Annotated in this window: 22 protein-coding genes and 1 pseudogene; 8 read left to right on the forward strand and 15 right to left on the reverse strand. The window is 61.4% G+C overall.

Annotation, left to right across the window (positions count from 1 at the left end; translation table 11 throughout):
- The first annotated feature begins 27 nt into the window (after nt 1-27).
- Nucleotides 28-897 (forward strand): hypothetical protein, encoded by an 870-nt coding sequence (locus RCCGE510_RS15100; RefSeq protein ID WP_007631137.1) that lies wholly within the window; start codon nt 28-30, stop codon nt 895-897.
- Nucleotides 898-967: 70 nt separating this feature from the next.
- Here RCCGE510_RS15100 and RCCGE510_RS15105 read toward each other — a convergent pair whose 3' ends face one another.
- The gene (locus RCCGE510_RS15105) at nt 968-2,065 is read right to left on the reverse strand and encodes a calcium:proton antiporter (protein WP_007631138.1); all 1,098 of its coding nucleotides are present in this window, start codon (nt 2,063-2,065) and stop codon (nt 968-970) included.
- 230 nt (nt 2,066-2,295) lie between these two features.
- Here RCCGE510_RS15105 and RCCGE510_RS15110 point away from each other — a divergent pair, with 230 nt between their 5' ends.
- Entirely contained in the window at nt 2,296-2,577 is a 282-nt protein-coding gene (locus RCCGE510_RS15110; protein WP_007631139.1) for a DUF2188 domain-containing protein, read from the forward strand.
- Nucleotides 2,578-2,580: 3 nt separating this feature from the next.
- Here RCCGE510_RS15110 and RCCGE510_RS15115 read toward each other — a convergent pair whose 3' ends face one another.
- Both RCCGE510_RS15115 and RCCGE510_RS15120 read right to left on the reverse strand, forming a co-directional pair.
- Nucleotides 2,581-3,096: a GrpB family protein gene (locus RCCGE510_RS15115; RefSeq protein ID WP_007631140.1), complete on the reverse strand. Its 516-nt coding sequence runs from the start codon at nt 3,094-3,096 to the stop codon at nt 2,581-2,583.
- A 208-nt stretch (nt 3,097-3,304) separates the two neighbouring features.
- The gene (locus RCCGE510_RS15120; protein ID WP_157179914.1) at nt 3,305-4,165 is read right to left on the reverse strand and encodes a LysR family transcriptional regulator; all 861 of its coding nucleotides are present in this window, start codon (nt 4,163-4,165) and stop codon (nt 3,305-3,307) included.
- Here RCCGE510_RS15120 and RCCGE510_RS33450 point away from each other — a divergent pair.
- A pseudogene (locus tag RCCGE510_RS33450) lies at nt 4,161-4,358 on the forward strand (hypothetical protein); the annotation flags it as partial. The gene RCCGE510_RS15120 and the pseudogene RCCGE510_RS33450 overlap by 5 nt on opposite strands.
- On the opposite strand, the gene RCCGE510_RS15125 reads toward RCCGE510_RS33450, so the two are convergent.
- The 6 genes from RCCGE510_RS15125 to trxB form a co-directional block, all read right to left on the reverse strand.
- Nucleotides 4,355-5,155: an aminoglycoside phosphotransferase family protein gene (locus RCCGE510_RS15125; protein ID WP_007631145.1), complete on the reverse strand. Its 801-nt coding sequence runs from the start codon at nt 5,153-5,155 to the stop codon at nt 4,355-4,357. The pseudogene RCCGE510_RS33450 and the gene RCCGE510_RS15125 overlap by 4 nt on opposite strands.
- A gap of 74 nt (nt 5,156-5,229) precedes the next feature.
- Entirely contained in the window at nt 5,230-6,354 is a 1,125-nt protein-coding gene (locus RCCGE510_RS15130; protein ID WP_007631146.1) for an alkene reductase, read from the reverse strand.
- Nucleotides 6,355-6,379: 25 nt separating this feature from the next.
- A complete protein-coding gene (locus RCCGE510_RS15135) occupies nt 6,380-7,546 on the reverse strand; it encodes an MFS transporter (protein WP_007631147.1) in 1,167 nt (388 codons plus the stop codon).
- A gap of 1 nt (nt 7,547) precedes the next feature.
- Entirely contained in the window at nt 7,548-7,841 is a 294-nt protein-coding gene (locus RCCGE510_RS15140) for a metalloregulator ArsR/SmtB family transcription factor (RefSeq protein ID WP_007631148.1), read from the reverse strand.
- Between the two features lie 438 nt (nt 7,842-8,279).
- Nucleotides 8,280-9,176: a LysR family transcriptional regulator VtlR gene (locus tag RCCGE510_RS15145; RefSeq protein ID WP_003593139.1), complete on the reverse strand. Its 897-nt coding sequence runs from the start codon at nt 9,174-9,176 to the stop codon at nt 8,280-8,282.
- A 22-nt stretch (nt 9,177-9,198) separates the two neighbouring features.
- Nucleotides 9,199-10,173: a thioredoxin-disulfide reductase gene (gene trxB / locus RCCGE510_RS15150; protein ID WP_007631149.1), complete on the reverse strand. Its 975-nt coding sequence runs from the start codon at nt 10,171-10,173 to the stop codon at nt 9,199-9,201.
- 231 nt (nt 10,174-10,404) lie between these two features.
- Between trxB and RCCGE510_RS15155 the strand changes: the two genes are divergently transcribed.
- Nucleotides 10,405-10,872: an Lrp/AsnC family transcriptional regulator gene (locus RCCGE510_RS15155; RefSeq protein ID WP_007631150.1), complete on the forward strand. Its 468-nt coding sequence runs from the start codon at nt 10,405-10,407 to the stop codon at nt 10,870-10,872.
- A gap of 6 nt (nt 10,873-10,878) precedes the next feature.
- Here the strand turns inward: RCCGE510_RS15155 and RCCGE510_RS15160 are convergent, their stop codons facing one another.
- Both RCCGE510_RS15160 and RCCGE510_RS15165 read right to left on the reverse strand, forming a co-directional pair.
- Nucleotides 10,879-12,225 (reverse strand): sigma-54 dependent transcriptional regulator, encoded by a 1,347-nt coding sequence (locus tag RCCGE510_RS15160; RefSeq protein WP_007631156.1) that lies wholly within the window; start codon nt 12,223-12,225, stop codon nt 10,879-10,881.
- A gap of 4 nt (nt 12,226-12,229) precedes the next feature.
- The gene (locus RCCGE510_RS15165; RefSeq protein WP_037078772.1) at nt 12,230-14,101 is read right to left on the reverse strand and encodes an ATP-binding protein; all 1,872 of its coding nucleotides are present in this window, start codon (nt 14,099-14,101) and stop codon (nt 12,230-12,232) included.
- 220 nt (nt 14,102-14,321) lie between these two features.
- Here RCCGE510_RS15165 and RCCGE510_RS15170 point away from each other — a divergent pair, with 220 nt between their 5' ends.
- The gene (locus tag RCCGE510_RS15170; RefSeq protein WP_007631158.1) at nt 14,322-15,656 is read left to right on the forward strand and encodes a dicarboxylate/amino acid:cation symporter; all 1,335 of its coding nucleotides are present in this window, start codon (nt 14,322-14,324) and stop codon (nt 15,654-15,656) included.
- Nucleotides 15,657-15,724: 68 nt separating this feature from the next.
- Here RCCGE510_RS15170 and RCCGE510_RS15175 read toward each other — a convergent pair whose 3' ends face one another.
- Together RCCGE510_RS15175 and greA are read right to left on the reverse strand one after the other, a co-directional pair.
- Nucleotides 15,725-16,783 carry a glycosyltransferase family 4 protein gene (locus RCCGE510_RS15175; protein ID WP_007631161.1) on the reverse strand — a complete coding sequence of 353 codons (1,059 nt, stop codon included), beginning with the start codon at nt 16,781-16,783 and terminating at the stop codon, nt 15,725-15,727.
- 27 nt (nt 16,784-16,810) lie between these two features.
- Nucleotides 16,811-17,287 (reverse strand): transcription elongation factor GreA, encoded by a 477-nt coding sequence (gene greA / locus RCCGE510_RS15180; protein WP_007631163.1) that lies wholly within the window; start codon nt 17,285-17,287, stop codon nt 16,811-16,813.
- Nucleotides 17,288-17,541: 254 nt separating this feature from the next.
- Between greA and RCCGE510_RS15185 the strand changes: the two genes are divergently transcribed.
- A complete protein-coding gene (locus RCCGE510_RS15185) occupies nt 17,542-18,774 on the forward strand; it encodes a putative DNA modification/repair radical SAM protein (RefSeq protein ID WP_007631166.1) in 1,233 nt (410 codons plus the stop codon).
- The gene (locus RCCGE510_RS15190; RefSeq protein WP_037078800.1) at nt 18,774-20,228 is read left to right on the forward strand and encodes a UdgX family uracil-DNA binding protein; all 1,455 of its coding nucleotides are present in this window, start codon (nt 18,774-18,776) and stop codon (nt 20,226-20,228) included. Before RCCGE510_RS15185 ends, RCCGE510_RS15190 begins: the two co-directional genes overlap by 1 nt.
- Nucleotides 20,229-20,446: 218 nt before the next feature.
- Here RCCGE510_RS15190 and carB read toward each other — a convergent pair whose 3' ends face one another.
- Nucleotides 20,447-23,935 carry a carbamoyl-phosphate synthase large subunit gene (gene carB, locus RCCGE510_RS15195; protein ID WP_007631168.1) on the reverse strand — a complete coding sequence of 1,163 codons (3,489 nt, stop codon included), beginning with the start codon at nt 23,933-23,935 and terminating at the stop codon, nt 20,447-20,449.
- A gap of 283 nt (nt 23,936-24,218) precedes the next feature.
- Between carB and RCCGE510_RS15200 the strand changes: the two genes are divergently transcribed.
- Nucleotides 24,219-25,139, forward strand: coding sequence for a neutral zinc metallopeptidase (locus RCCGE510_RS15200; RefSeq protein ID WP_007631169.1), 921 nt, complete (start codon nt 24,219-24,221; stop codon nt 25,137-25,139).
- Nucleotides 25,140-25,290: 151 nt separating this feature from the next.
- On the opposite strand, the gene RCCGE510_RS15205 is transcribed toward RCCGE510_RS15200, so the two are convergent.
- Nucleotides 25,291-26,286: an aldo/keto reductase gene (locus tag RCCGE510_RS15205; protein WP_007631170.1), complete on the reverse strand. Its 996-nt coding sequence runs from the start codon at nt 26,284-26,286 to the stop codon at nt 25,291-25,293.
- Nucleotides 26,287-26,614: the final 328 nt, after the last annotated feature.

Here is a 26,614-nt window from a genome sequence, read left to right on the forward strand (position 1 = left end):
GTCCTTGGAAAGTGCATGTGAGCCGATATGGAATCGATCCCCAGCGATATCAACACCGTGGCCGCCGCAGATGACGGATTGCATTTCCTGACGCCGGAAGCGTGGAAAACACTGCTGTCGCCCTATTCCCACATCGTGCTGGTGGCAAACAGCGAGGCGGTCGATTTCGAGCGGCTGCGAAGCGAGTTGCCGGAGACGGCACTCTACGTCTTCTTCAATAATGTCTACAAGGTGCTCGATGAACCCTTCGCCGGCCATGCGGTGCTGGTTGCCCGTAGCGGTGTGATGGGCGCCAATATCGTCCACCGGCGCGAGGCGGCGGATGTCCTGCGCTTCTTTGCCGGCGACGATTTTCTGGGTGTCGTCAATATCCGCGTTTCCCCCGAGGAAAACTTCAGCGAGGAGAGCCGCTTCAACGGCACCAAAGCCCGTCACCTCGATCTGACGCAGATGATCGGGGATCTCTATCCGACTGGCAAGATCGCGACGAGCGGCTTTGCGCTGGCGCTCTGGCTCGCCGAGCAGCAACTGCCGGGCAAGATCCTGCTTGCCGGCTTTTCGGCAAAGCGGAGCGAGAAGTGGAAGGTCTTCGACGTGCACGATTGGACGTTCGAGCAGATATTCCTGCGTCTCTTTGCCAGGATGGGCACGATCTCGCTGATGGGCGGCGTCGATACGAGCCCCTATGCGGCGCTCGCCAAACGATTTCCACAGGTGCCGCCGATCGAGATTGCGATGACGGCGGCCGAGGTCCTCTCTGAGCGCCTTCACAATGCCAACAGCCAGATCGACAGGCTGATGTCCGTCACCAAATCCATCCGGGCCGTCGAAGGTTTCTTCCGGCGCTTCAAGCCGAAAACCCGTAAGCAGCGTTTCCTCGAAAAGTCGAAGGAATAACCATCGCAGGTCCTTGTCGATAGACGTGGGCTGCCAAGACTGTTTCGAAATCGGTTTCAGCGCGTCGCGTTCAAAGCCCCAGCCCCGTTAGCATGACGAAGGTGGCGAAGAGGATGAAATGGGTCATGCCTTCGATGGCGTTGGTCTCGCCGTCGTTGAGATTGATCGCGGCGGCAATCAAGGTGATCGTCACCATTACCGTCTGCACCGGGGTCATCGCCATGATGAATGGCTGGCCGGTATAGAGTGCGATCGCCTCCATGACCGGCACAGTCAGGATCACCGTCGAGAGCGAGGCGCCCATGGCGATGTTGACCGTTGCCTGCATGCGGTTCCTGAGGGCTGCCCTCAAGGCGGTGAGAATCTCGGGGGCGGCTGAGATCGCCGCAACGACGACGGCGGTCACCGCGATCGGCGCGCCGCTGTCGCGCAGACCCTCGGTCATGAAGGTGGCCATGAACTCCGCCAGCAGGCCGATAATGACGACGCCGACCAGAATGGTGGCGATCGAGATTGCTGTCGACTCATCGGTGCCATGCTCGTCCGGACTTTCTTTCTTCCGTTCGGAGCGCGGATAGCTGTAGCTGAAGAAATAGCTGTGCTGGCCGACCTGCATGCGCAGGAAGAGGCCATAGAGCGCGATCATCGCGACGATGGTGAAGGCGGAGTAATAGTGCCATTTGTCGCCGGGCACGAATTCCGGCACGATCATCGAGATGCCCATGGCAGTGAGGATCATCACGCCGTAGGTCTTGCCCGAATTGTCGTTGTAGGGTTGTTCACCATGCTTGAGGCCGCCGAGCAGGGCAGCGAGACCCAGAATGCCGTTGATATCGAGCATCAGGGCGGAATAGATCGTGTCGCGCACCAGTGTCGGTGAACTCTCTCCGCTCATCATGATGGCGAGGATGATGACCTCGACGGCGACGGCCGAAAGCGTCAGGATCATCGTGCCATACGGATCGCCGACCTTGACGGCGAGCAGTTCGGCATGATGGGCAACGCGGATCGAGGCGAGAACGATGGTGCCGACCAAGGCGGCGGCGGCGATCAGCGCGATGCCGCGTCCCATCTCGATCACCGCGTGTTCCAAGAAATAGGCGATCGCTGCAACGACAAGTGCCGCGACCAGAAACTTCTCTTCGTTCAGGCGTGACGCAATCCCCAAGCTTCAGCTCCTGTCCCGATTCATGCGTCTTATCTAAGTCACTGATTCCGCATATCAAGCAAGCGTCGATCCAGCCCCATTTGCAGTCTTCGGCGTTTAATGGAATACTGCTGTCATCGGGGCCGGAAAGCAGATCGCGGCGTCCTCGAATTCTCGTCAAGCGGCCGCGATGATCCGGATCCTGTCCGGAAGCGTGCGAATGCGCAACAAGAAGATGAGGAGACGAATGCATGATCAAGGTGGTCTACGAAGTCGTGCCGCATGACGGCGGTTGGGCCTACCGGCTCGGAGGCGTCTATTCCGAGGCATTCCCGACCCATGCCGACGCAGTCGAAGCTGCGCGTATCGTTGCGGCCGAACAGCAGGTCGGCGGCGATTCCGCCGAGATCAGTTGGCAGGACGAGAACGGCAAGTGGCATGAGGAATATGCCGAAGGCGGCGACCGGCCGGAAACAGAGGTGGTGGACGGCCAGTGGAAGGACCGCTCGGCCGAGGCCTCGCAAGGCATCTGAAGCCTAATCGTCGCCCGTTAAAGCCCGCGCGACGATCGTGTCGACGAATTCGCGTTTGTGCGCGGTATAGTGATCGCCGTCCATTCTGAATTCGGCTGCCAGCCTGCGTTTGAGCGCGGCATACGCGGTCGCCGCTTGCGGATGCGCGATAAGATTATCCCGGAAAGCCAGCCTGTTTCGATGCGTGCCATTGCCGATCGGGCAGAGGTAGACGCGCTCCCGCGGCACGGAGCCTCTTGATAAAAATGCCCAGACCTCGTCGTCATAACGATTGCCGCGCGGTTCGTAGCCTTTTGCCAGAAGCACATCGGTAGCATGCTCAATGTGCCCAAGGCCGGGAAGAACGATGTCGATATCGATCAGCGGTTTGGCACTCATGCCTGATATGGACGTGCTGCCGATGTGATCGATGGTCAGCGCCTGCGGCAGCAAGGCGAGTAACCTGGCGTGGATGCGCCGGAACGCCTCTGGCCATTGCGGATCGTAGGGCACGAGTTCAACCGGATCGTGGGTCATCATCTTCTTTCGCTACAGCGCCCGCGTCCGATAGGACCGGTACTAAAGCGCGTCGCGATCTTCCGGATTCACTCCTCGCGCTTTAGGTCTTTGTTTCTACGCATGTCGTTGGCGCAAAACCGCTGCACACTTTTGCGCGACATGCTTTAGATGCTCAATCGCGTTGAATTTGCGCATGATTCTTTGCGAAAATCGATCCCGGATTTGGACGTTATGTGCTGGTCGAATATCGGTGATAGTCCTGTAGCCCTTTGACCAGTGCGTCGAAGGTGGCGCGGCAGCGCGGCGAGGACTTCAGGCTCTCATGCATCGCCACCCACGTGCCGAGAGGTAGACCGAAAGCATCCGGCAGCACGTGCACCAGATCGGAATTTCCCCGCGCAAGTCCGATCTGGCAGAGACCGATGCCGGCGCCGGCGCGGACTGCGGCAAGCTGGGCGAGATTGCTGTCGGTCCTGTAGGAGAAGTTGATGCCGGGAACCGCGTAGCGCTTCATTACCATACGGACATAGGCCGTCTGCCGATCGAAGCCGATGAGCCTATGGTTTGCGAGGTCAGCCAAGGTTTGCGGAATGCCGTGTCGTTCGAGATAGCGGCGATGGGCATGGAAGCCGAGCGGGATATCGTCAATGCGGCGCACGACGAGCGCACCCTGCTGCGGCTCTGCCATGCGCACGGCGATATCGGCTCCGCGGTTCACCAGATCCTCGGTCATATCGGAAGCCGAGAGCTCGATCTGGAGTTCAGGATAGGCCTCCTGCAGCGGTCCGAGAATCCCAGGCAATACTTCGACGGCGATGACTTCGCTGGCGCTGACCCTGACAGTTCCAGCCACCCGCTCGCGCTGGCCGGATGCGGTGCGCGACAGAGCGGCGGTGGTTGCCGCCAGAGTTTCGGCATAGGGCTTCAGCGCCAGCGCGGCGTCGGTCGGCAACAGGCCGTTCGGGGATCGGGTGAAGAGCTTAGCGCCAATTGCTACCTCGAGTGCATTAATATGGCGGCCAATGGTCGGTTGCGTTAGTCCGAGTTCGCGGGCAGCGGCTGAAAGCGAACCCTGCTGGAGCACGGTCAGGAAACTGCGCTATCTCTGGACGGTGCCGTTGCGGATGAGGAACAGCAAGCTGGTTGCGGAACTCGGCAAGGAGCCGCAGACGCCGATCGACGAGGCGGTCGGGGCTTCGCTGCTGGCGCTCGGCTGCCTGCCTGAATCGCATCGTGACCCGGCGACCGGTTTGATTGCGCCTTCGCCTGAGAATGCGGGTTAAGCCTCTAGTTCAGCGAGCGCGAGCCGGGCGACTGTCAGAGCCGTCTCCGCCTGTCGCGTGTTTGCGTCGCCGAGGAACCAAGCGGCGGAAAGGCCGGAATAGGCGGCAATCCATCGCAGCAGCCGTTTTGACTCGAGCCGGGCCTCGGCCGAAACGACGGCGAGCTGGCGGCGGAAACGAGCGGGATCGGTGATAACAGGCAGTTCCTCATTGGCGAAGATATTGGCGAAATCGAAGCCACGCTCGCCATGCAGCCGCTTCGGATCGATCGCCAGCCAGCCGCGCGCCTCGAAGTCGAGAATGTTCTCGTGATGAATATCGCCATGTAGGACGGTGAGGTCGCGCTGGTCGGCGAGCAGGGCGTCGGCAATCGCCGAGCAGATGGCCAGCGTGCCGCCATGTTTTTGCGCTGCCGGTTCCAGATCGCGGAACCAGCGGGTGAGGGGCACGGGGTCAGGAAGCGGTTTTTCGCGCGGCGCATGCAGTCGTGCCGCCGTCCGGCAGAGGATGCGGCTCGCCTCGTCGTCCTCGCCATTCATCGCCATGGCAAGCAGCGAACGTTTTCCCATCGCCCTTTCCAAAAGCACGGCGTCGCCTTCCTGGGCATAGACATGGGCTGCACCATCACCATCCCACCATTGCATCAAAAGCGCGCCGTATCGTTCGTCAGTATCGGCGGCGACTTTCAGCATGGCGGGCTTCTCCTGCCAAAGGACCGGCAGCAGGTGGCTCGAATGGGTGATGATGGGTTCGCCGTCTGATATCAGCGACCAGCGATCAAGATGGGGAGCGAACATGATGGCACCCTGCAGAGACACGTCGGAAATGGAAATCCCGCCTTTCGGCGGGATTCGCGTTGGCGTGGAAAGGCTCAGGCGACCTTTTCGAGGACGGGGTAATCGACATAACCCTTGGCGGTGCCGCCATAGAAGGTCGACTGGTCCGGCGTGTTGAGCGGCAGGTTCTTCGCCAGCCGTTCGACCAGATCGGGATTGGCGATGAAGGGCTTGCCGAAGGCGACGAGATCGGCGCGGCCGCTTCCGACGGCGTCGATCGCTAGTTCCCGATCATAGCCGTTGTTGACCATCCAGTCGGCCTTGCCGCCGGCCGTTTCATAAGCCTGGCGCAACGCCTTATAGTCGAAGGACGGATTGTCGCCCTGGCGGTAGTCGCGATCGCCGCCGGTCTGGCCTTCAATCACATGGATATAGGCGAGGTCGTATTTTGCCAGACCTTCGACGACATGGGTGAAGGTCGCCTGCGGATCGGAATCGTAGCTTTCACCCGACGGCGTCACCGGTGAGATGCGGATCGCAGTGCGGCCTGCGCCGACTTCGTTCACTACGGCATCGACGACCTCGAAGGTCAGACGGGTGCGGTTTTCGATCGAGCCGCCATATTGGTCGGTACGGTCGTTGACGCCGTCACGGATGAACTGGTCGAGCAGGTAGCCGTTGGCGCCATGGATCTCGACGCCGTCGAAGCCGGCGTCGATCGCCGCACGAGCGGCCTTGCGGTAATCTTCGATGATACCGGGGATTTCGGCGGTTTCCAGCGCGCGTGGCTCGGAGGTGTCGGCAAAGCTGCCGCTGCCGTCGCCGTTGACCAGATAGGTCTTGGCCTTGGCGAGGCGGTCGGTCGAGGAGACCGGCTTGCCGCCGTTCGGCTGCAGCGTCGTGTGCGAGATGCGGCCGACGTGCCACATCTGGACGACGATCTTACCGCCTCCTGTATGGACCGCATCGGTTACGCGCTTCCAGCCGTCGAGTGCCTCTTTGGTGTAAAGGCCGGGCACGTTGGCGTAACCTTGGCCCTGATGGGTGATCGCGGTCGCTTCGGTGATGATCAGGCCAGCCGTGGCACGCTGGCGGTAATATTCGACATTGAGGTCGTTCGGGATGGCGCCCGGCGAGCGGTTGCGGGTGAGCGGCGCCATGACGATGCGGTTCTTGACGGTGATGTCGCCAACCTTGGTGGGTTCGAAAAGCTTGGCCATGATGGTCCTTTCTTTTGCGGGAGGATCACTCGGCAGGGGCGAGGGCGGCTCGGCCCCTGGCGGAGAGATAGGTGAGCACCGTCGCGCCGAGGCCGATCAGGGCCATCAGGGCTGCGGCGAGCGGAACGCGGGTGAGATCGAAGCCGGCATCGATGACGAGACCGCCAACCCAGGCGCCGAGCGCATTGCCGGTGTTGAAGGCGCCGATATTAATGGTTGAAACCAGGTTCGGGGCGTCCTTGCCGAAGCCGACGACGCCGACCTGGAGCGCCGGCACGGCAGCGAAACTTGCGAGTGCCCAGAGGAAGAGCGTGATCTCCGCCGGGATGAAGAACCGGCTGGTATAGCTGAAGACGATCGAGGTGAGGGCGATGGCGGCGAAAACGCCGGCAAGCGTCGCGCCAAGCCGCCAGTCTGCCAGTTTGCCGCCGACGAGATTGCCGATAGTCAGCCCGAGGCCGATCAGGAACAGCGTCCAGGTGACGCCTTCCGGCGAAACGCCGGTGACGTCGCGCAGCAGCGGAGCGATATAGGTGAAGAGGGCGAACATCGAGGCAGCGAAGAAGACGGTGGTGGAAAGCGCCAACCACAGGCGGCCGTTCTTGAGCGCCGCGATTTCGCGCAGGATACTGCCGCGTTCCTGCTGCTTATCCCTGGGCAGGATGGCGATCAGGCCGAGAATGGTGACGACGCCGATGACGGTGACGACCCCAAAGGTGGCGCGCCAGCCATAGGCTTGGCCAATTGCGGTGCCGAGCGGTACGCCGAGAACGTTGGCAAGCGTCAGGCCGGTAAACATCAGTGCGACGGCACGGGCCTTGCGGTCTTCGGCAACGAGGCCGGCGGCAACGACTGAACCGATGCCGAAGAAGGCGCCGTGGCAAAGCGCGGTCACCACGCGGGCGATCATCAGCACCCAGTAGTCGCTCGCCAGAGCGCAAAGCAGGTTGCCGGCGATGAAGAAGGCCATCAGCGCGATCAGGGCGGTGCGGCGTTTCAGCTTCGCGGTCAAAATGGCCATCACCGGGGCGCCGATCGCGACCGCCAGCGCATAACCGGTCACCAGCCATCCGGCCTGCGGGATGCTGACCGAGAGATCGGCGGCGACCTCCGGCAACAGACCCATGATGACGAATTCGGTGGTGCCTATCGCAAACGAGCTCAAGGCGAGAACGAGGAGGGCGAGGGGCATTCTAAAGGTCCTGCGTCAGTTGCTTCAGAAAGGCGGCGATGGTTTCTTCATTGCGCTTGTAGAAGATCCACTGTCCCACACGTTTGGTACTGACGAGGCCGGCGCGATGGAGCGTTCCCAAATGCGCCGAGACCGTCGACTGCGACAGGCCGCAGCGCTCGAACTGGCTGGCGCAGACGCCCATTTCAAATGGATGCTCCTGCGAGGGAAAATGTTGCTCTGGATTTTTCAGCCAGTTCAGAATGTCCATCCGGGCGGGATGGGCGAGTGCCTTAATGATTTCGTCTTTGTCCATCGTCGTTCACCGAACTATAAATCGTGTTCTATCGATATATCGATCGTCAGACGTCGATATGCAAATCACGGAGGCGTGAGGCTGCGAGTTTTATGGAGTGGGCAAATTTTGGGCAAAAAAAGAGGGCCACCGGAAAACCAGGGCCCTTGTAATTGTGAAGGTCAAAAACCTCCAGAGGGGAACAGCTAATGCGGTGGTACTGGGAGGAAAAGCCACCATGTGCATCAGCTATGAGCGATATGGTGGTTTAATGTGCAAACGGCAACCCTTATTTGTGCATGCCAGTTATGCGCTGTCCGCATAGTATGGAAATCATTCCATAAATCTGGCTAGATCCGGATGATTTAAGGCCGATCCGGCCTAAAATCATCCGGATCCAAATCAAAGAAGGTGAGCATGAAGTCGACCGAAAACCGCGCACACTTTCGGCATCATGCTCTAGAAGTTCCAATTTCTGGCCTTGCTGACGATGAAATCGCGAAAAGCTTTCAGCTTGGCGGCGTTCTTGATCTCATCGGGATAGCAGAAATAGGTGTCGAAGGAGGGAACGTCGGCATTGATCGCCAGCTGAATCAGACCCGGGTCGCGGCCAACGATGTAATCAGGCAGGCAGGCGACGCCGATGCCGAGCAGGGCGGCGCGCTTGATCGAGGTCTGGCTGTTGATCTGCAGATGCGGGATACGCTTGTTGTCTGACGAGCGGCCGGCGACCTCCAGCCAGTTGACGTCGAGCAGGTAACTCGGTGCCGGCTCGCCGAAAGTGATGATGCGGTGATTGTCGAGATCCTCGATCTTCTGCGGCTCGCCATGGCGATTGATGTAGGAGGGGGCGGCATAGACGTGCATGTGCACGGTGAAGAGCTTGCGCTGGATGAGGTCGGATTGCTGCGGCTGGCGCAGGCGGATTGCGCAGTCGGCATGGCGCATGTTCACATCCACTTCCTCGTTGTCGAGGATCAGCTGGATCTGCACATCGGGATAGAGCTGCAGGAATTCCTGGATCTTGTCGGTCAGCCAGCCCTGGCCGAGGCCGACGGTCGTCGTCACACGCAGCTTCCCGGACGGCGTCTCGTTCGTCTCGGTGAGCTGCATCTTCACGGTTTCGAGCTTCAGCAGCACGTCATGGGCGGTGCGGTAAAGCAGTTCGCCCTGTTCCGTCAGGATCAGCCCGCGCGCATGGCGATGAAACAGCTTGGTGCCGACATCCTGCTCCAGCGCGCTGACCTGGCGGCTGATGGCGGATTGGGACAGATGCAGTTTATCCGCCGCATGCGTGAACGAACCCGCCTCGGCAGCTGCGTGAAAAATACGCAGCTTGTCCCAATCCAATGGCATTCCCCCACCCCTCATGCCGATCTTACTCCGCGGCCACGGCGACGGGCACGTGGCTCGTCAGATATCGCTCGGCTTCAAGCGCTGCCATGCACCCCAGGCCGGCGGCAGTGATCGCCTGGCGGAACGTGTCGTCGGTCACGTCGCCGGCGGCATAGACGCCCTCCAGGCTGGTCGCGGTCGAATCCGGCGCGGTCCAGAGATAGCCATTGTCCTTCAGCTTCAGTTTGTCCTTGAAGAGCTCGGTTGCCGGCGCATGGCCGATGGCGACGAAGACGCCGTCGATTACCATCTCGGTGATCGCGCCGCTCCTGACGTCACGCAGGCGCGCGCCGGATACGGATTGCGGCATCGGCGGCTTGGCCGGCGTGCCGGTGATTTCGGCCACTTCGGTGTTCCACAGTACCTTGATATTGTCCTTGGAGAACAGGCGCTCCTGCAGGATTTTCTCGGCCCGGAAGAAGTCACGGCGGTGCACCAATGTCACCGACTTGGCAATGTTGGAGAGATAGAGCGCCTCCTCGACGGCGCTATTGCCGCCGCCGACGACGATCACATCCTTGTTGCGATAGAAGAAACCGTCGCAGGTGGCGCAAGCCGAAACGCCGAAGCCCTGGAAATGCTGCTCGCTCTCGATGCCGAGCCACTTGGCCTTGGCGCCGGTGGCGATGATCAACGTGTCAGCGGTCCAGACCTGGCCGCTGTCGGTGCGGGCGACGAAGGGACGCTGGTTCATGTCGACTTCGGTGACGAGATCGTTGACGATTTCGGCGCCGACATGTTTTGCCTGCTGCAGCATCTGTTCCATCAGCCAGGGACCCTGGATCGGATCGGCAAAGCCCGGATAATTCTCGACATCCGTGGTGATCATCAACTGGCCGCCCTGTTCGAGACCGGCGATCAGAACCGGTTTCAGCATGGCGCGCGCGGCATAGACCGCGGCGGTATAGCCTGCGGGTCCGGAACCGATGATGAGCACCTTGGTGTGGCGGGCGGGCATGTCATTTCCTTTCGACTGGCAGGATGGCGGCGGCTAAGTGGCGATTGCGGCCGTTTCGCGATCCAGGGGCCATTTATGAACGTCCAATGCTTTTATTCAAGGGCAGCCTTGCGTTACCAACAAGGCAAATCGCCCGGATATGCAAGAATCCGTCATCGCCGTGAAACATTCTTGCGTATTCCGCCGCTTTATATAGAAGCTCCCCGCGGAGAATTAAAGAAAGGCAATGATGTGGGTCGCGCCGAACTCGACGTCATCGACATAAAGATCCTCCGGGAGCTGCAGGCCGACGGCCGCATGACCAATGTGGAGCTTGCCGATCGCGTCGGCATCTCGGCGCCGCCATGCCTGCGCCGGGTGCGCAAGCTCGAGGAAGCCGGCATCATCGAGGGTTACCACGCGATGCTGAACAGCCCGAGGCTCGGCTTCGACCTCGTCGCTTTTTGCATGGTCGGCCTCAAGCACCAGTCGGAAGGCAATCTCAAGGCCTTTGCCGCCGCCACTACCGAGTGGCCGCTGGTGCGCCAGGCCTGGATGGTCTCGGGCGACAGCGATTTCCTGCTGCATTGCGTGGCCGAGAACCTCACGAGCTTCCAGGATTTCGTCATCGAGGTGCTGACGGCCAACGAGCATGTCGATACCGTGCGCACCATGCTGACGATCCGGCAGGTGAAGAAGCTCGGACTGGTAGAAGTCTGAAACAGTTTATTTGCGCGAGGCATAGCCGCCGCGGTTAATGCCGTGGCGCTGAAGCTTGTCGTAGAACGTCTTTCTCGGAATGCCCAGCGCTTCAATGGTGCGGCGCACGTCGCCATCATTGGCCGACAGTGCGTCGCGGATGATCTCCGCCTCGTAACGTTCCAGCCGTTCGGGCAGCGTGGTCTCCGTCGACTGCGGGGGGATCGCGGCCGCTGCGCCGCCTTCCACGCCCAGCACGACGCGTTCGGCATAATGAGAGAGCTCGCGGACATTGCCCGGCCATGCATGCGAGGCGAGATGCTGTCGTATCCCTTGTGAAAGCGGCGGGACATCGCGGCGAAAGCGTTCCGCGGCACGGGCGGCGAAGTGGGAAAACAGCAGCGGAATGTCGTCGCGACGTTCTCGCAGCGGCGGAATGGAGATCGTCACGACATTCAGCCTGTAATAGAGATCCTCGCGAAAATCCCCCCGCACAGAGGGATCGCCGAGGTCGATTTTGGCAGCCGCCACGACGCGCAGATCGACTGGGCGCACCTCGTTGGTGCCGAGCGGCGTGATTTCGCGCATCTCCAGCACCCGCAGCATCTTGACCTGGGTGGCGACAGGCATGCTCTCGATCTCATCGAGGAAAAGCGTGCCGCCGCTTGCATGTTCGATGCGGCCCATGCGGCGCTTCTGGGCGCCGGTAAAGGCGCCGGCCTCGTGGCCGAACAATTCGCTTTCGATGACGGTTTCGGGTAGCGCCCCGCAGTTCAGTGCCACGAAATGGCCCTTCCGGCGGTAGCTCCATTGATGCAGGATCTGGGCAACCACTTCCTTGCCGCTGCCCGTCTCGCCGGCAACAAGCACGTCGACATCGGTATCGGCGATGTGCCGGAGAATGTTTCTAAGATTTTCCATCACAGGTGTCTGGCCGATCAGCGGCGAAGTCTCCTGTGCTTGCTCGGCAGCCTTGCGCAGCATGCGGTTTTCCAGAACGAGCCGCCGCTTCTCGCTGGCGCGACGCACGCTCTGCACCAGCCGGTCGGCCGCGAATGGTTTGGCGATGAAATCATAGGCGCCGTCCTGGATCGCCTGGACGGCCATCGGAATATCGCCGTGACCGGTCATAAGGATTACCGGCAGATCGGCGTCCATGTCTTTAAGCGTAGCGAACAACTGCAAGCCATCGATCTCCGGCATGCGGATATCGGTGACGATGGGGCCGGCAAAATCCGCCGGCAGGTTGGCCAGCGCGGCTTTCGCCCCCTCATAGGCCGAGACGGAAAACCCGGCGAGCTCGAGCGTCTGGGCGGTGGCGCGGCGCAGATCCTTGTCGTCGTCGATCAGCGCAACGGGCATCACTGTGGCCATGATCTCAAGCCTTCCTCAGATGAACGATGAACCGGCTTCCCCTGTCATCGCTCTCGACCTCCATCCGGCCGCCGTAGTCGCCGACAATATCCTTGGAGATGACCAGCCCTAGGCCGAGACCGCTTTCCTTCGAGGTGTTGAAGGGCGTGAACAAGCCCTTGCGAATGTCAGGCGAAATGCCGGGGCCGTTGTCGGCGACCGTCAGCGTCACCATGTCGCCGTCGCGCGATGCCCTGACCTCGACGCGACCCTCACCGGCTTTCGGCGCCACTGCCTCCAGCGCGTTCTGAAGCAGGTTGATCAGCACCTGTTCGAGGCGGATACGGTTTCCCATCACCTGCAGTTCGGCGGTCGGAAGGTCGATGTCGAGCGTGTCCATGCGGCCGGCAAACCGGCTGCGCAACAGCATCACCGCGCCCTCGATCACATCCTTCAACCCGGTCGGTTCGGCGCTGCCGCGACCCTTTCGGGCAAAACTCTTCAGCTCCTCGGTGATCGAACCTATGCGCTCCGTCAGCGCCGCGATGCTTTCGAGATTTTCACCGGCGGGTGCGGCCTGGCCGCGAGCGAGGAAGGTGCGGGCATTGTCCGCATAGGCACGGATGGTTGCCACCGGCTGGTTGATCTCATGGGCGACGCCGGCTGCCACCTGACCGAGGATCGCCAGCCGGTTGGCCTGCACAAGATCCTGCTGCACGGCTTGCAGCCGCTGCTCGGTGCTCTTATGGCCGGTGATTTCAGCCTGCAGCCGATCCCGCGCCTGGCTGAGATCCAGCGTTCGCTCCGCCACGCGCCGTTCCAGCTCCTCCCGTGCCTGCTGCTCTCTGAAAATTCTGAGGGTGACTGTCTGGCGGCGGCGCAACAGAAAGGCTGCGCCGGAAAGCAGCGGCAAAAGGATGAGCAATGCCAGCATTCGGGCCTGGCGGACTCCCGCATCGATGGACGGCGCCAGCGCGACGAGGTGTTGCAAATGCCATGCGGTGGCAGGGACCGGCATTCCGACATCGAGAAAGCTGGTTTTTCCGGCGCCGCCCGGCATGACGATTTCGACGACGTCGAGCCTGTCGCCGAGGTTTCGAACCTTGTCGAGAGGCAGCGGCTGAAGCGGCGCATCGCCAAATTGCAGGCTTTCGCGGATCGCCGTCAGCCGGTCCTCGGTGATCCGGCCGATCGTCATGAACCGCCATGAGGGAATACTGGTGATGAGCACGATGCCGCGATCGTCAATCACGTAGGACGGTGCGTCCGTGGCATTCCAATCCGCCTCGACGTCGTCGAATTCCACCTTGACCACGACGACGCCGAGAAGGCCGCGGCTGTCGGAGATCCGCTCGGAGATATAGAGACCGGGTTTCTTGCTAACGGTGCCGAGCGCGAAGTGCTCGGCCTGGCCCTTGGCGAGCGCGCCTTGGAAATATTCCCGGAAGCGATAGTCGTTGCCAACGAAGCTCGTCGGTTCGCGCCAGTTGCTGGCCGCCACCGCTATACCGTCTTTGTCGATAACGTAGATGACGGCAGCCTTGGTGCCGGCCGCCAACATTTCCAGCTTCCGGCTAAGCTGCTCGAACGTGGCGGAATCGTTTCCCGTCAGCGCTGCGGCGAGCGCGGCGTCCTGTGACAGAACGAAGGGCAGGGCGCGGTATTTTTCAAGAACCGTGCGCAGCAAAGCCGCATTCAGCCTCGCATCCATGCGGGCCTGTTCTTCGAGCGTAGCTCCGGCCTGGTGCCGTCCAATCTCGCCGGCTGCCCACAGGCTTGCGAGGACGGCAAGAAGCGCGATCACCGCGTAAGCCCACCACATCCGGCGGATGCGATGCTGCAGGGGCAGCGACGACCACGGTGGCGACAGGGACAAAGACATGGAGGATTTGTGCATCTTTCTGCACGAGACGCAAATGGATTTGTGCGGATTTCCGCATCGCTTAATTAGTCTTTTGTGGTGCCGTCAGTTTTTCTCCAATAATATCATATATTTGAATTTTTGGCGAAACTGGCACGGTGATTGCGAAGTAGAGGGCAACAACGGCTGAGCTGTTGGATTGAAGCGAAGGCTCGGGAGGCCGGAGTTCGTTCCGGACGAGCCATAGGAGGATATCATGATCGCAGCACCATTCGATGCAGTTGCAGACAGCAAGGGCAAAAAACCCTTCTATACCCACCTTTACGTTCAGGTTCTTGCGGCCATTGCCGCGGGTATCGTTCTCGGCCATTTCTACCCCGAACTCGGCACCCAGCTGAAGCCGCTCGGCGATGCCTTCATCAAGCTTGTCAAGATGATCATCGCCCCGGTCATCTTCCTGACGGTAGCGACCGGCATTGCCGGGATGAGCGACCTGAAGAAGGTCGGCCGCGTTGCCGGCAAGGCGATGTTGTACTTCCTGACTTTCTCGACGTTGGCGCTGGTCATCGGCATGATCGTCGCCAATGTCGTCCAGCCCGGCGCCGGCATGAACATCGATCCGGCTTCGCTGGATCCCGCCGCCGTCGCCACCTTTGCCTCGAAGGCGCATGAGCAGAGCATCGTCGGCTTTCTGACCAACATCATTCCGACGACGATCGTCGGCGCTTTTGCCGACGGTGACATTCTGCAGGTGCTGTTCTTCTCGGTGCTCTTCGGCATCGCGCTGGCCATGGTCGGCGAAAAGGGCGAGCAGGTCGTCAATTTCCTCAATTCCTTGACGGCTCCGGTCTTCAAGCTCGTTGCCATCCTCATGAAGGCCGCCCCGATCGGCGCTTTCGGCGCGATGGCCTTCACCATCGGCAAGTATGGCATCGGATCGATCGCCAACCTCGCCATGCTGATCGGCACCTTCTACCTCACCTCGCTGCTCTTCGTTCTCGTCGTTCTGGGCGCCGTCGCCCGCTATAACGGCTTCTCGATCCTGGCGCTGCTGCGCTACATCAAGGAAGAGCTGCTGCTCGTTCTCGGTACCTCGTCTTCGGAAGCCGCGCTTCCGGGGCTGATGAACAAGATGGAAAAGGCCGGCTGCAAGCGCTCGGTCGTCGGCCTTGTGATCCCGACCGGCTATTCCTTCAATCTCGATGGCACCAACATCTACATGACGCTGGCGGCCCTGTTCATTGCCCAGGCAACCGGCATCAATCTCTCCTGGGGTGACCAGATCCTGCTGCTGCTGGTAGCGATGCTGAGCTCCAAGGGTGCGGCGGGCATCACCGGCGCGGGCTTCATCACGCTTGCCGCCACACTTTCCGTCGTTCCCTCCGTGCCGGTTGCCGGCATGGCGCTCATCCTCGGCATCGACCGCTTCATGTCGGAATGCCGGGCGCTGACCAACCTCGTCGGCAATGCGGTGGCGACGATCGTCGTGGCGCGTTGGGAAAACGAGCTGGATACCGCGCAGCTTGCCAGAGCGTTGGGCGGCCAGACCGATGAGGATATTTCGGCTGCCGGGCTTCAGCCGGCGGAATAACCAAGCCAGCCTTATCCTTGGAGTCCTTGCGACGGCCCGTCATCCGACGGGCCGTTTCTCTTTCTGCATCAGCCGCTATTGTCGCCGAGAAGGCGATCGTATACGGCGCCGATCGCACTTGCTTCCTTCTCCAGCGCAAAATTCGCCCTGACATGCCGTAGTGCATTCTCGCCGTGGGCAATCGCCAGACCGGGAGCTGCGATATAGGGGGCGATGGCCCGGGTCAGCGCCTCGCCATCGCCGGCGGCGACGACCGCACCGGTCTCGCCCGTGACGACGAGTTCGGCATAGGCGCCTGCGTCCGATGCCACCACCGCAGTACGCGAGGCCATGGCTTCGAGCGGCGTCAGGCCGAAGCCCTCGTTTCTAGAGGGGGCGACGTAAAGCGTCAGACGGCGATACCAGACCTTGATATCAGGCACCTCGCCGAGAAAAAGGATACGGTCGCTCAGCCCGGCGGCGGCGACATCGGCCTTGAGCTTGTCGCCGAAGGCCGTGTGCTCCGCTGTTACCCGGCCGGAGACGACCGCCGTCCACTCGGGATGCTGCGGCAAGAGTTCGATCATCGCCTGGACGAAAAGATCGGTGCCCTTCTGATGGCGCACGCGGCCGAAGCAGCCGATGAGATAACGGCCGGGCAGACCAGAAGCGGCGATGCCGTCGTCGGCCGTTTCCGGCGGATGGAACAGGGCAAGGTCGACGCCGTGCTGGATGACGGTGTGGGGCACCTCGAGGAACGAGCCAGAACGGTCGCTGGTTGCAATCACAGCGTCCATGCGGCGGATCAGGCATTTCGTATAGGCGGTATGGCGGCGTTGGGCGGCCGAGGTGAAAAGCAGCTTCAGCGGCATGCGCAGGAGATGGCGAAGCAGGATGCCGACGGCCATCTCGTTGTTGCGGCGGGCGTGCCAGACGCGCCGGCGTCGGCGCGCCGGCTGGCGCCAAAGGCTGAGGAGCTGCGACCATCTCAGCCTCGGCAGGCCGTCCGGCAGGCCGGGGCCGAGCGTTGCGATTCTGACGCCGAGCCGGATCTGGCAGGGAATGAGCTGGACGATGGTCGAAGTGACGCCGGAGAGCCGTCGCTTGAAATTGGGCGCGATGATCTCGACGTCACGAATGTCCGGCAAGGGAGGGGTCTCGTATCTGGCGGGCAATCAGCCCCAGGAAACCTGGAGGATTTCGTAGGCCTTGGCGCCGCCCGGCGCATTGACCTCGATGGAATCGCCGACTTCTTTGCCGATCAGCGCACGGGCAATCGGGGAGGAGATGGAGATGCGGCCGGCTTTGACATCGGCTTCCTGATCACCAACGATCTGGTAGGTCTTTTCTTCCTCGGTGTCCTCGTCGACGAGCTTCACCTTGGCGCCGAACTTGATCTTGTCGCCCGACATCTTCGTCAGGTCGATGACTTCGGCGCGCGCCGTCAGGTCTTCCAGCTCGCTGATGCGGCCTTCATTGTGGCTCTGAGCTTCCTTGGCGGCGTGATATTCGGCGTTTTCGGAAAGGTCGCCATGGGCACGGGCTTCGGCGATCGCCTCGATGATTCGGGGGCGCTCCGCCTGCTGACGCCAGCGCAGTTCTTCCTGCAGCTTGACGAAACCACCCGGTGTCATTGGTACCTTTTCAACCATTTTTCTGTCCTTCACTCCTTGTACCCACGCGGTTAGGCGTGAACACAAAAGAAAACAGGTCCCGAAGGGGAGCTTCGGAACCGTGCCACAATCCTAGTTAAGTGCTTATAGCAGATCGCCAAGCCCGATTTCCAGAAAATTCGCATCAACGAAATGCTAGCTGCGGGGATGGCGGGTCGTCCGTCGCAAAAACCGGCAAAAGCCCGGGCCGCCGCGATTGACTTCGCGCTTTAGAACATATAGTGAACATACTAATGAAGAAGTCGCTAACAGAACGCTTGGCTATCCTTTCCGACGCCGCCAAATATGATGCTTCCTGTGCGTCCAGTGGTACGGTGAGGCGCGATTCGGCGGCAAGCGGCGGGCTCGGCTCGACCGAGGGATCCGGCATCTGTCATGCCTATGCCCCGGATGGGCGATGCATTTCGCTTCTGAAAATATTGCTGACCAATTTTTGCATCTACGACTGCGCGTATTGCATCAATCGCTCGTCGAGCAATGTCGAACGGGCGCGCTTCACGCCCGAGGAGGTCGTCTGGCTGACGCTGGAATTCTACCGGCGCAACTATATCGAAGGCCTGTTCCTTTCCTCGGGCATCATTCGTTCCTCCGACTACACGATGGAAGAGATGGTCCGCATCGTCCGCGAACTGCGCGTGACGCATAATTTTCGCGGCTATATCCATTTGAAGTCGATCCCCGAAGCATCGCCGCGTTTGATCGAGGAGGCGGGGCTCTATGCCGATCGGCTGTCGCTGAATATCGAGTTGCCGACGGATAACGGCATCAGCCGTTTCGCGCCGGAAAAGAAGCCCGCCAATATCCGCCGATCGATGGGCGATCTGAGGCTGAAGATCGAGGCGGCCGGCGAACCGACGCTGCGAACAAAGAAGCGTCAGCGCTTCGTGCCGGCCGGCCAGAGCACGCAGATGATCGTTGGCGCTGACGGAGCGAACGATGCGACGATCCTGGCGACCAGCGGCCGGCTTTACAGCAGCTACGGCCTGAAGCGCGTCTATTACTCCGCCTTCAGCCCGATCCCGGATTCGTCGAAAAACCTGCCGCTGATCAAACCGCCGCTGATGCGCGAACACCGGCTCTATCAGGCCGACTGGCTCTATCGCTTCTACGGTTTCGGCATCGATGAGATCACCGCCAACCAGGCGGGCGGCATGCTCGATCTTAACCTCGACCCCAAGCTTGTCTGGGCGCTCGCCAACCGCGCCGATTTCCCCGTCGATATCAACAGGGCCGAGCGCGAGCGGTTGCTGCGTGTGCCGGGTCTCGGGACCAAGACCGTCAAAGCAATCGTTTCGGCGCGCCGGTTTCGCCGCCTGCGGCTCGACGATCTCTCGCGGCTCGGCGTTTCGATCAAGAAGGTTCAATCCTTCATCTCGGCGGAAGGCTGGTCGCCGCGCCGGCTGATCGACCGGCCGGACCTTCGCGCCATGTTCGAGCCGAAACCTGAACAATTGTCGTTGCTATGATGCGCCGGGTCGTGCTTGCAGGGCGGGGCGAGCTTGCCGAGTGGCGCGATGCCGCGCGCGCTTTTGCGGCCGCCGGCATATCGCCTGATGAAATCGATTGGCGCGAAAAAGCCGCGGAGCCGGATCTTGCATTTCAACGCGACGCCATGCCGCCGACGCCGGCGATAACACGCAAGCCGATGACGGTGCCGCCGGCCTTCATCGAGCTGGCGGAAACGGTTCTCTGCCATTGCGATCGGGCACGGTTCTCGCTGCTTTACCGCCTGCTCTGGCGGCTGCAACTGGATCGGCAGCTGCTGGAAATGGCCTCCGACGAGGACGTCGCGCGGGCCCGGCTGATGGCGAAAAACGTTCGGCGCGACGCCCACAAGATGACCGCCTTCGTCCGCTTCAAGGAGGTTGGTTCGGTAACGGCGGGTCGTCGAAAATTCCTGGCCTGGTTTGAACCGGATCACCATATCGTCAGGCGCACGGCGCCCTTCTTCCAGCGCCGTTTCACCGACATGGATTGGCTGATCGCCACGCCCAAGGGGTCGGCCGCCTGGGACGGCGAGCGACTGACGATGAGCGATGCGCCATGCGGGAAGCCCAATCTCACCGATGCCACCGATGAACTGTGGCGCACCTACTATGCCAGCATCTTCAACCCGGCGCGATTGAAGCTGAAGGCGATGCAGGCCGAAATGCCGAAAAAATACTGGAAGAACCTGCCGGAGGCAGACCTCATCCCCGGGCTGATTGCTTCGGCGGAGAGCAAGGTGCGGGCTATGGCCGCGCGCGAGGCGACGCAATCGCTGCCCTTTCACGACCGCCTGCAGGACGCAGCGCGCAATATCCCTGCCGAACCCGCGGCGGCCCCGGGCACGCTGGAAGCGCTGCGAGCGGAAGCAGACGTCTGCACCCGCTGCCCGCTTCATGCCAAGGCGACGCAGACCGTCTTCGGGGAGGGACCGCGCGATGCAGAGGTGATGTTCGTCGGCGAGCAGCCTGGAGATCAGGAGGATATAGCGGGACGCCCCTTCGTCGGGCCGGCCGGCCGGCTCCTCGACCAGGTGATCGCCGAGGCGGGTATCGACCGCTCGACGCTCTACGTTACCAATGCCGTCAAGCATTTCAAATATGAGCCGCGCGGCAAGCGCCGCATCCACCAGAAGCCCAATATGGGCGAGGTGAAGCATTGCCGCTGGTGGCTCAATCTGGAGATGGGGCTGGTCAAGCCGAAGCTCATCGTTGCCATGGGGGCAACGGCGCTCGCGGCGCTGAGCGATGTCAAGCAGCGCCTGCAGGATGTCAGGGGAAAAGCAATGGCGATCGAGGGCGGACGCACGCTCTTTGTGACGGTGCATCCATCCTATCTGCTGCGTATCCCCGACGAGCGGCTGAAGGCGGAGGAGCTGGCGCGGTTTCGCGAGGACATGGTGAAAATTCAGCGGCTTATGACAGCCGCCACATAAATTGATTCCGCTTGAGGTGACGCCACCCCTCGTCGAGCGATGGCGCTGTCTCTTTGTTCCTACGCAATTCCGGACGCAGAACCGCGGCACGCTTTTGCTGGAATTGCTCCAAAGCGCGTCGCATCAAATTTGATTCATGCGACGCGCTTTAGCTCTTTGTTTTGATGCATGTCGTTGTCCCGGAACCGCTGCAGACTTCCGGGCGACATGCATTATTCTCAGGCGAAGTAGCTTTGAAGCGGCCGCACTTCGAGATTGCCGGCCTTCAGCGCCTTGATCGCCTGGGCGGCGGCCTCGGCGCCTGCCATGGTGGTGTAATAAGGCACCTTCTGCATCAGCGTCGCGCGGCGCAGCGACTTGGAGTCGGAGATCGCCTTGTTGCCGTCGGTGGTGTTGATGACCAGCTGGACCTGACGGTTGCGGATGGCGTCCTCGATGTGCGGACGGCCTTCCAGCACCTTGTTGATCTTGGTGGAAGTGATGCCGTTTTCGGCGAGGAAACGGGCGGTGCCGCCGGTCGCCAGCACCTTGAAGCCCTGTTCGACGAGGATGCGGATCGCCGACAGCACGCGCGGCTTGTCCTCGTCGCGCACGGAGACGAAGACCGTCCCGTCACGCGGTAGCTCGACGCTGGCGCCGAGCTGCGATTTGGCGAAGGCCAGGGCGAAATCGGTGTCGAGGCCGATGACCTCGCCGGTCGAGCGCATTTCCGGGCCGAGCAGCGTATCGACGCCGGGGAAACGGGCGAAGGGGAAGACGGCTTCCTTGACTGCGATGTGGGTGAGTTTGCGCGGATCGGGCTTTTCGCCGTAGGCGGCAAAGGTCGCGTCGAGTTTTTCGCCGGCCATGACGCGGGCGGCGATCTTGGCGATCGGCGCGCCGATGGTCTTGGCGACGAAGGGCACGGTGCGCGAGGCGCGCGGATTGACTTCGAGAACGTAGACGATGCCGTCCTTGATGGCGAATTGGACGTTCATCAGACCGCCGACATTGAGCGCCTTCGCCATAGCCTTCGCCTGGCGTTCCAACTCATCGAGCATTTCGGGGGAGAGCGTGCGCGGTGGCAGCGAGCAGGCGCTGTCGCCAGAATGGATGCCGGCTTCCTCGATATGCTCCATGATTCCGGCGACATAGACGTCGGTGCCGTCGGAGAGGCAGTCGACGTCGACTTCGATGGCATGAGAGAGATAGCTGTCGAAGAGCAGCGGGTTCTTGCCGAGCAGGGTGTTGATCTGGCCGGTCTTGTCGTTGGGATAGCGCTGTTTGATATCCTCGGGCACCAGTTCCGGAACCGTGTCGAGCAGGTAGGTCTGCAGCTGGCCTTCCGAATGCAGGATCTGCATGGCGCGGCCGCCGAGCACGTAGGACGGGCGCACGACCAGCGGGAAGCCGATTTCGGCGGCGACCAGGCGGGCCTGCTCGACCGAATAAGCGATACCGTTGTTCGGCTGGTTGAGATCGAGCTTCATCAGAAGCTTCTGGAAGCGGTCGCGGTCCTCGGCAAGATCTATCATATCAGGCGCGGTGCCGAGGATCGGGATGCCGTTCTTTTCGAGCGCCTCGGCCAGCTTCAGCGGCGTCTGGCCACCGAACTGGACGATGACGCCGACGACTTCGCCCTTTTCCTGCTCGGCCCGCAGGATTTCGATCACGTCTTCGGCCGTCAGCGGCTCGAAATAGAGGCGGTCCGAGGTGTCGTAGTCGGTCGAGACGGTTTCCGGGTTGCAGTTGATCATGATCGCTTCATAACCCGCATCCTTCAGCGCGAAGGCGGCATGGCAGCAGCAATAGTCGAACTCGATGCCCTGGCCGATGCGGTTCGGGCCGCCGCCGAGGATGACGACCTTCTTGCGATCGGACACGTCAGCCTCGGAGCGGGCGGCGCCGACGAAGGGTGTCTCGTAGGTCGAATACATATAAGCGGTCGGCGAGGCGAATTCGGCCGCACAGGTATCGATGCGCTTGAAGACCGGGCGAACGTTCAGGCTGTTGCGGAATTCGGCGACCTGCTTCGGGCGCTTGCCGGTCAGCGTCGCCAGACGGGCGTCGGAAAAGCCCATCGCCTTCAGCATGCGCAGGTTGGCGGCATCTTCAGGCAGGCCGTGCTCGCGGATGCGGGCTTCGGTGTCGATGATGTTCTTGAGCTCAGCGATGAACCAGGGATCGATCTTGCAGCCCTCATGCACCTCTTCGATGCTGAGGCCCATGCGCAGCGCCTGAGCGACCATGCGCAGACGATCCGGCGTCGGCGTGCCGATGGCGGCGCGTATGGCGTTATGGCTGGATTCGCCTTCTTCGGAGTCGGGGATTTCGATCTCGTCGAGGCCGGTCAGGCCGGTTTCGAGGCCGCGCAGCGCCTTCTGCAGCGATTCTGCGAAGGTGCGGCCGATCGCCATGACTTCGCCGACCGATTTCATCGCTGTCGTCAGCACCGGCGAGGCGCCGGGGAATTTCTCGAAGGCGAAACGGGGGATCTTGGTGACGACATAGTCGATCGACGGTTCGAAGGAGGCAGGCGTTGCGCCGCCGGTGATGTCGTTGTCCAATTCGTCGAGGGTATAACCGATTGCAAGCTTGGCGGCGACCTTGGCGATCGGGAAACCGGTGGCTTTGGAGGCCAGCGCCGACGAGCGCGAGACACGCGGGTTCATTTCGATGACGACGAGGCGGCCATCCTTGGGATTGACGGCGAACTGAACATTCGAGCCGCCGGTTTCGACGCCGATCTCGCGCAGAACCGCGATCGAAGCGTTGCGCATCATCTGGTATTCTTTGTCGGTCAAGGTCAGCGCCGGCGCGACGGTGATCGAATCGCCGGTGTGGACGCCCATCGGATCGATGTTCTCGATCGAGCAGATGATGATGCAGTTGTCCGCCTTGTCGCGGACGACTTCCATCTCGTATTCCTTCCAGCCAAGCACCGATTCTTCGATCAGCACTTCGGTGGTCGGCGAGGCATCGAGGCCGCCGCCGACGATCTCGAAGAATTCGGAACGGTTATAGGCAATGCCGCCGCCGGTACCGCCCATGGTGAAGGACGGGCGGATAATCGCCGGCAGGCCGACGACGTCGATCGCTTGCGCGGCGATCGCCATGGCGTGGCTGATGTAACGCTGCTTGCGGTCGGTCTCGCCGAGGTTCCACTGGTTTTCGAGTGCGTCGAGCGCGACATCGAGTTCGGCGCCAGACAGGCTCTCCTTGACCTTGTTGCGCTCTGCCTCATGCGTCTTGCGGTCGAGATCCTTGATATCGGTGGCGTTCGCCAGCATCGAGCGCGGCGTTTCCAGCCCGATACGGGCCATCGCCTCGCGAAACAGGGCGCGGTCCTCGGCCATGTCGATGGCGGCGGGCTTGGCGCCGATCATCTCGACATTGTAGCGGTCGAGCACGCCCATGCGCTTCAGCGAAAGCGCGGTGTTCAGCGCCGTCTGACCGCCCATGGTCGGCAGCAGCGCATCCGGGCGTTCCTTGGCAATGATCTTGGCGACAACTTCGGGGGTGATCGGCTCGACATAGGTGGCATCGGCAAGGCCCGGATCGGTCATGATCGTCGCCGGGTTGGAGTTGACGAGAATGACGCGGTAGCCTTCCTCCTTCAGCGCCTTGCACGCCTGGGTACCGGAATAATCGAACTCGCAAGCCTGGCCGATGACGATCGGTCCCGCGCCGATGATGAGGATCGATTTTATGTCTTGGCGCTTCGGCATGAGTGCTTCCGTTTTCTGGCTGCGCAGAAAGCCGGCCAGGGTGGGGAAATCACCGGGTCGGGTCGCGCGTGCTGGGTCTTTTCAGGCTAGAAGCGGCTTATAGGCAAATGTATTTGCAAACGGAACCCCATAAATCGCGGAATCGACAGGAATCCAACACGTCTCGAAAGACTAATTCGTCCGGCGCGACCACCAACCCCCGATGATGTCGCTGGAATTCCGGCCGTCGACGGATATATAGATTCCTTGAGCGCAAGCACGGGCATTGCCGGGGAGAACGAAGATGGAATGGAGAGGCCGGCGTCAGTCCGACAACATCGAAGATCGCCGCGGCGATCCGAGCAGCGGCGGTTTCGGCCGCGGCGGTGGGTTCAACTTTCCTTCCGGCGGCGGCGTTCGCCGTGCCGGCGGCGGTCTGAGCATCGGCACGATCATCTTCCTCGTCGTTATCTATTTTATCTTCAAGGCAATGGGCATCGACCTGATGCAGGTGCTCGATAACGGCGGCACGACGAGTGGTCCCGGTTACGAGCAGAGCCAGTCTCAAGGAACACGCCCGCCGGCCAATGACGAGATGACCGCCTTCATGCGTACCGTTCTTGCCGAAACCGAGGATACCTGGACGGGCATTTTCCAGGCGCAAGGCCAGACGTACGAGGAGCCGCGCCTCGTGCTGTTTTCGGGCTCGACGGCATCGGCCTGCGGCTCCGCATCCGCGGCAACCGGGCCGTTCTACTGCCCCGGCGACCACAAGCTCTACCTCGATACGGATTTTTTCCAGGAGCTCTCCGACCGTTTCGGCGCGTCGGGCGATTTCGCCGAGGCTTATGTCGTCGCCCACGAGGTCGGCCATCACGTGCAGAACCTGCTCGGCATCCTGCCGAAGTTCAACCAGGCCCGCCAGCGGATGAGCGAGGAGGAGGCCAACAAGATGTCGGTGCGCGTCGAGCTGCAGGCCGATTGTTTTGCCGGGATCTGGGGCAAATATACCCAGCAGAAGGGCCTGCTGGAGTCCGGTGACCTGGAGGAAGCGTTGAACGCTGCCCAGCAGATCGGCGACGACACGCTGCAGAAACGCTCGCAGGGCTACGTCGTGCCCGAGAGTTTCAACCACGGCACCTCGCAACAGCGGGTTAGATGGTTCAAACGCGGCTTCGACAGCGGACAGCTGTCGGCTTGCGACACGTTCTCGGGGCCGGTTTGAGGGTGGATAGCGGCTTTTTCGGAGGGGTGATTGCCCTTCGCTTGCGCTCAGCGCATTCGCTCCTGTCGTCGCTCACCCCCTCATCTGCCTGCCGGCAGATGAGGGGGCCGCACGGCACAACGTTCAAGTCCCCTTCAATCCGCCCCTGTGCCTACTTCTCACTGTCCATATGCTGCAGCATATGCTCTGGGTAGCGCCCACCGGCCGCCGCATCCTTTGGCACGGCGCGTTCGATGGCTTCGAAATCTTCTGCCGACAGATCCACCGCGCGTGAGCCGAGTGCCTCGGTCAGCCGGTCGCGGCGGCGGGCGCCGATGATCGGGACGATGTCCTTGCCCTTGGCGGCGACCCAGGCGATGGCGATCTGGGCGACCGAGACGCTTTTTGCCCGGGCGATCTCGCGCAGCTTTTCCACCAGAGCGAGGTTCTGCTCGATATTGCCTTCCTGGAAGCGTGGGCTGTAGGCGCGGAAATCGCCGGCCGCCGCACCCTGGCTCTTCTGCCAGTGGCCGCTGATCAGGCCGCGCGACAGCACGCCGTAAGCGGTGATCGAGATGCCGAGTTCACGTGTGGTCGGCAGGATATTCTCTTCGATGCCGCGCGAAATCAGCGAATATTCAATCTGCAGGTCGACGATCGGGGCAACGGTGGCGGCACGTCGGATGGTGTCGGCACCGACTTCCGACAGGCCGATGTGCCTGACATAACCCGCTTTGACCATATCGGCGATGGCGCCGACCGTATCCTCGATCGGCACGTTCGGATCGAGGCGGGCCGGCCGATAGATGTCGATATAGTCGACGCCGAGCCGCTGGAGCGTATAAACCAGGAAATTCTTCACCGCGACCGGGCGAGCGTCGATGCCGTTCCAGCCGCCCGCGGGATCGCGCAATGCACCGAACTTGACGCTGATGACGGCATCCTCGCGCCTGCGGCCCTTCAATGCCTCGCCAATCAGCATCTCGTTATGGCCCATGCCGTAGAAATCGCCGGTGTCGATGAGGGTGACGCCGGCATCCAGCGCGGCATGGATGGTCGCGATGCTTTCTGCGCGGTCGGAGGGGCCGTACATGCCCGACATGCCCATGCAGCCGAGGCCGATGGCCGAGACATCGGGTCCGGTTTTTCCCAAACGATAGGTCTGCATTGTCTTCTCCTTCATCCGCGCCCGGGGCTCTGTAGATGTCGTTTACATCCTTCGCCGCTGCGCGATAATCCGGATGGTCCCGAACGGGCTGTGCTGGTGCATGCACAATGAATGATCTTGTCTTGATTGATCTGGACGCCGTCACCGCGATTGCAAGGAGAGAACGATCGCGCCGCCGTGCCTGCTGATTGAAGCCTTTTCTAAATTTCCCGTTCAGATTATCAAAAACTTTGAGATGTTCACTGATTGTTTCGTTTTCCTTTCTGCGTTATGTCACATTCTCGGCGACGAAATCGTCTTTTCAGAACCAACCGCTGCAGAGATGTCT

The organism is Rhizobium sp. CCGE 510, from assembly GCF_000292525.1.
Lineage (GTDB): Bacteria > Pseudomonadota > Alphaproteobacteria > Rhizobiales > Rhizobiaceae > Rhizobium.

Coding starts and splice junctions, on each gene's coding strand:
- RCCGE510_RS15200 (WP_007631169.1), top strand. CDS start 24,219: ATGGAATGGAGAGGCCGGCGTCAGTCCGACAACATCGAAGATCGCCGC.
- RCCGE510_RS15190 (WP_037078800.1), top strand. CDS start 18,774: ATGCGCCGGGTCGTGCTTGCAGGGCGGGGCGAGCTTGCCGAGTGGCGC.
- RCCGE510_RS15100 (WP_007631137.1), top strand. CDS start 28: ATGGAATCGATCCCCAGCGATATCAACACCGTGGCCGCCGCAGATGAC.
- RCCGE510_RS15205 (WP_007631170.1), bottom strand. CDS start 26,286: ATGCAGACCTATCGTTTGGGAAAAACCGGACCCGATGTCTCGGCCATC.
- RCCGE510_RS15130 (WP_007631146.1), bottom strand. CDS start 6,354: ATGGCCAAGCTTTTCGAACCCACCAAGGTTGGCGACATCACCGTCAAG.
- RCCGE510_RS15165 (WP_037078772.1), bottom strand. CDS start 14,101: ATGCACAAATCCTCCATGTCTTTGTCCCTGTCGCCACCGTGGTCGTCG.
- trxB (WP_007631149.1), bottom strand. CDS start 10,173: ATGCCCGCCCGCCACACCAAGGTGCTCATCATCGGTTCCGGACCCGCA.
- RCCGE510_RS15110 (WP_007631139.1), top strand. CDS start 2,296: ATGATCAAGGTGGTCTACGAAGTCGTGCCGCATGACGGCGGTTGGGCC.
- RCCGE510_RS15185 (WP_007631166.1), top strand. CDS start 17,542: ATGAAGAAGTCGCTAACAGAACGCTTGGCTATCCTTTCCGACGCCGCC.
- greA (WP_007631163.1), bottom strand. CDS start 17,287: ATGGTTGAAAAGGTACCAATGACACCGGGTGGTTTCGTCAAGCTGCAG.
- RCCGE510_RS15125 (WP_007631145.1), bottom strand. CDS start 5,155: ATGTTCGCTCCCCATCTTGATCGCTGGTCGCTGATATCAGACGGCGAA.
- RCCGE510_RS15115 (WP_007631140.1), bottom strand. CDS start 3,096: ATGATGACCCACGATCCGGTTGAACTCGTGCCCTACGATCCGCAATGG.
- RCCGE510_RS15170 (WP_007631158.1), top strand. CDS start 14,322: ATGATCGCAGCACCATTCGATGCAGTTGCAGACAGCAAGGGCAAAAAA.
- RCCGE510_RS15135 (WP_007631147.1), bottom strand. CDS start 7,546: ATGCCCCTCGCCCTCCTCGTTCTCGCCTTGAGCTCGTTTGCGATAGGC.
- RCCGE510_RS15160 (WP_007631156.1), bottom strand. CDS start 12,225: ATGGCCACAGTGATGCCCGTTGCGCTGATCGACGACGACAAGGATCTG.
- RCCGE510_RS15145 (WP_003593139.1), bottom strand. CDS start 9,176: ATGCCATTGGATTGGGACAAGCTGCGTATTTTTCACGCAGCTGCCGAG.
- carB (WP_007631168.1), bottom strand. CDS start 23,935: ATGCCGAAGCGCCAAGACATAAAATCGATCCTCATCATCGGCGCGGGA.
- RCCGE510_RS15140 (WP_007631148.1), bottom strand. CDS start 7,841: ATGGACAAAGACGAAATCATTAAGGCACTCGCCCATCCCGCCCGGATG.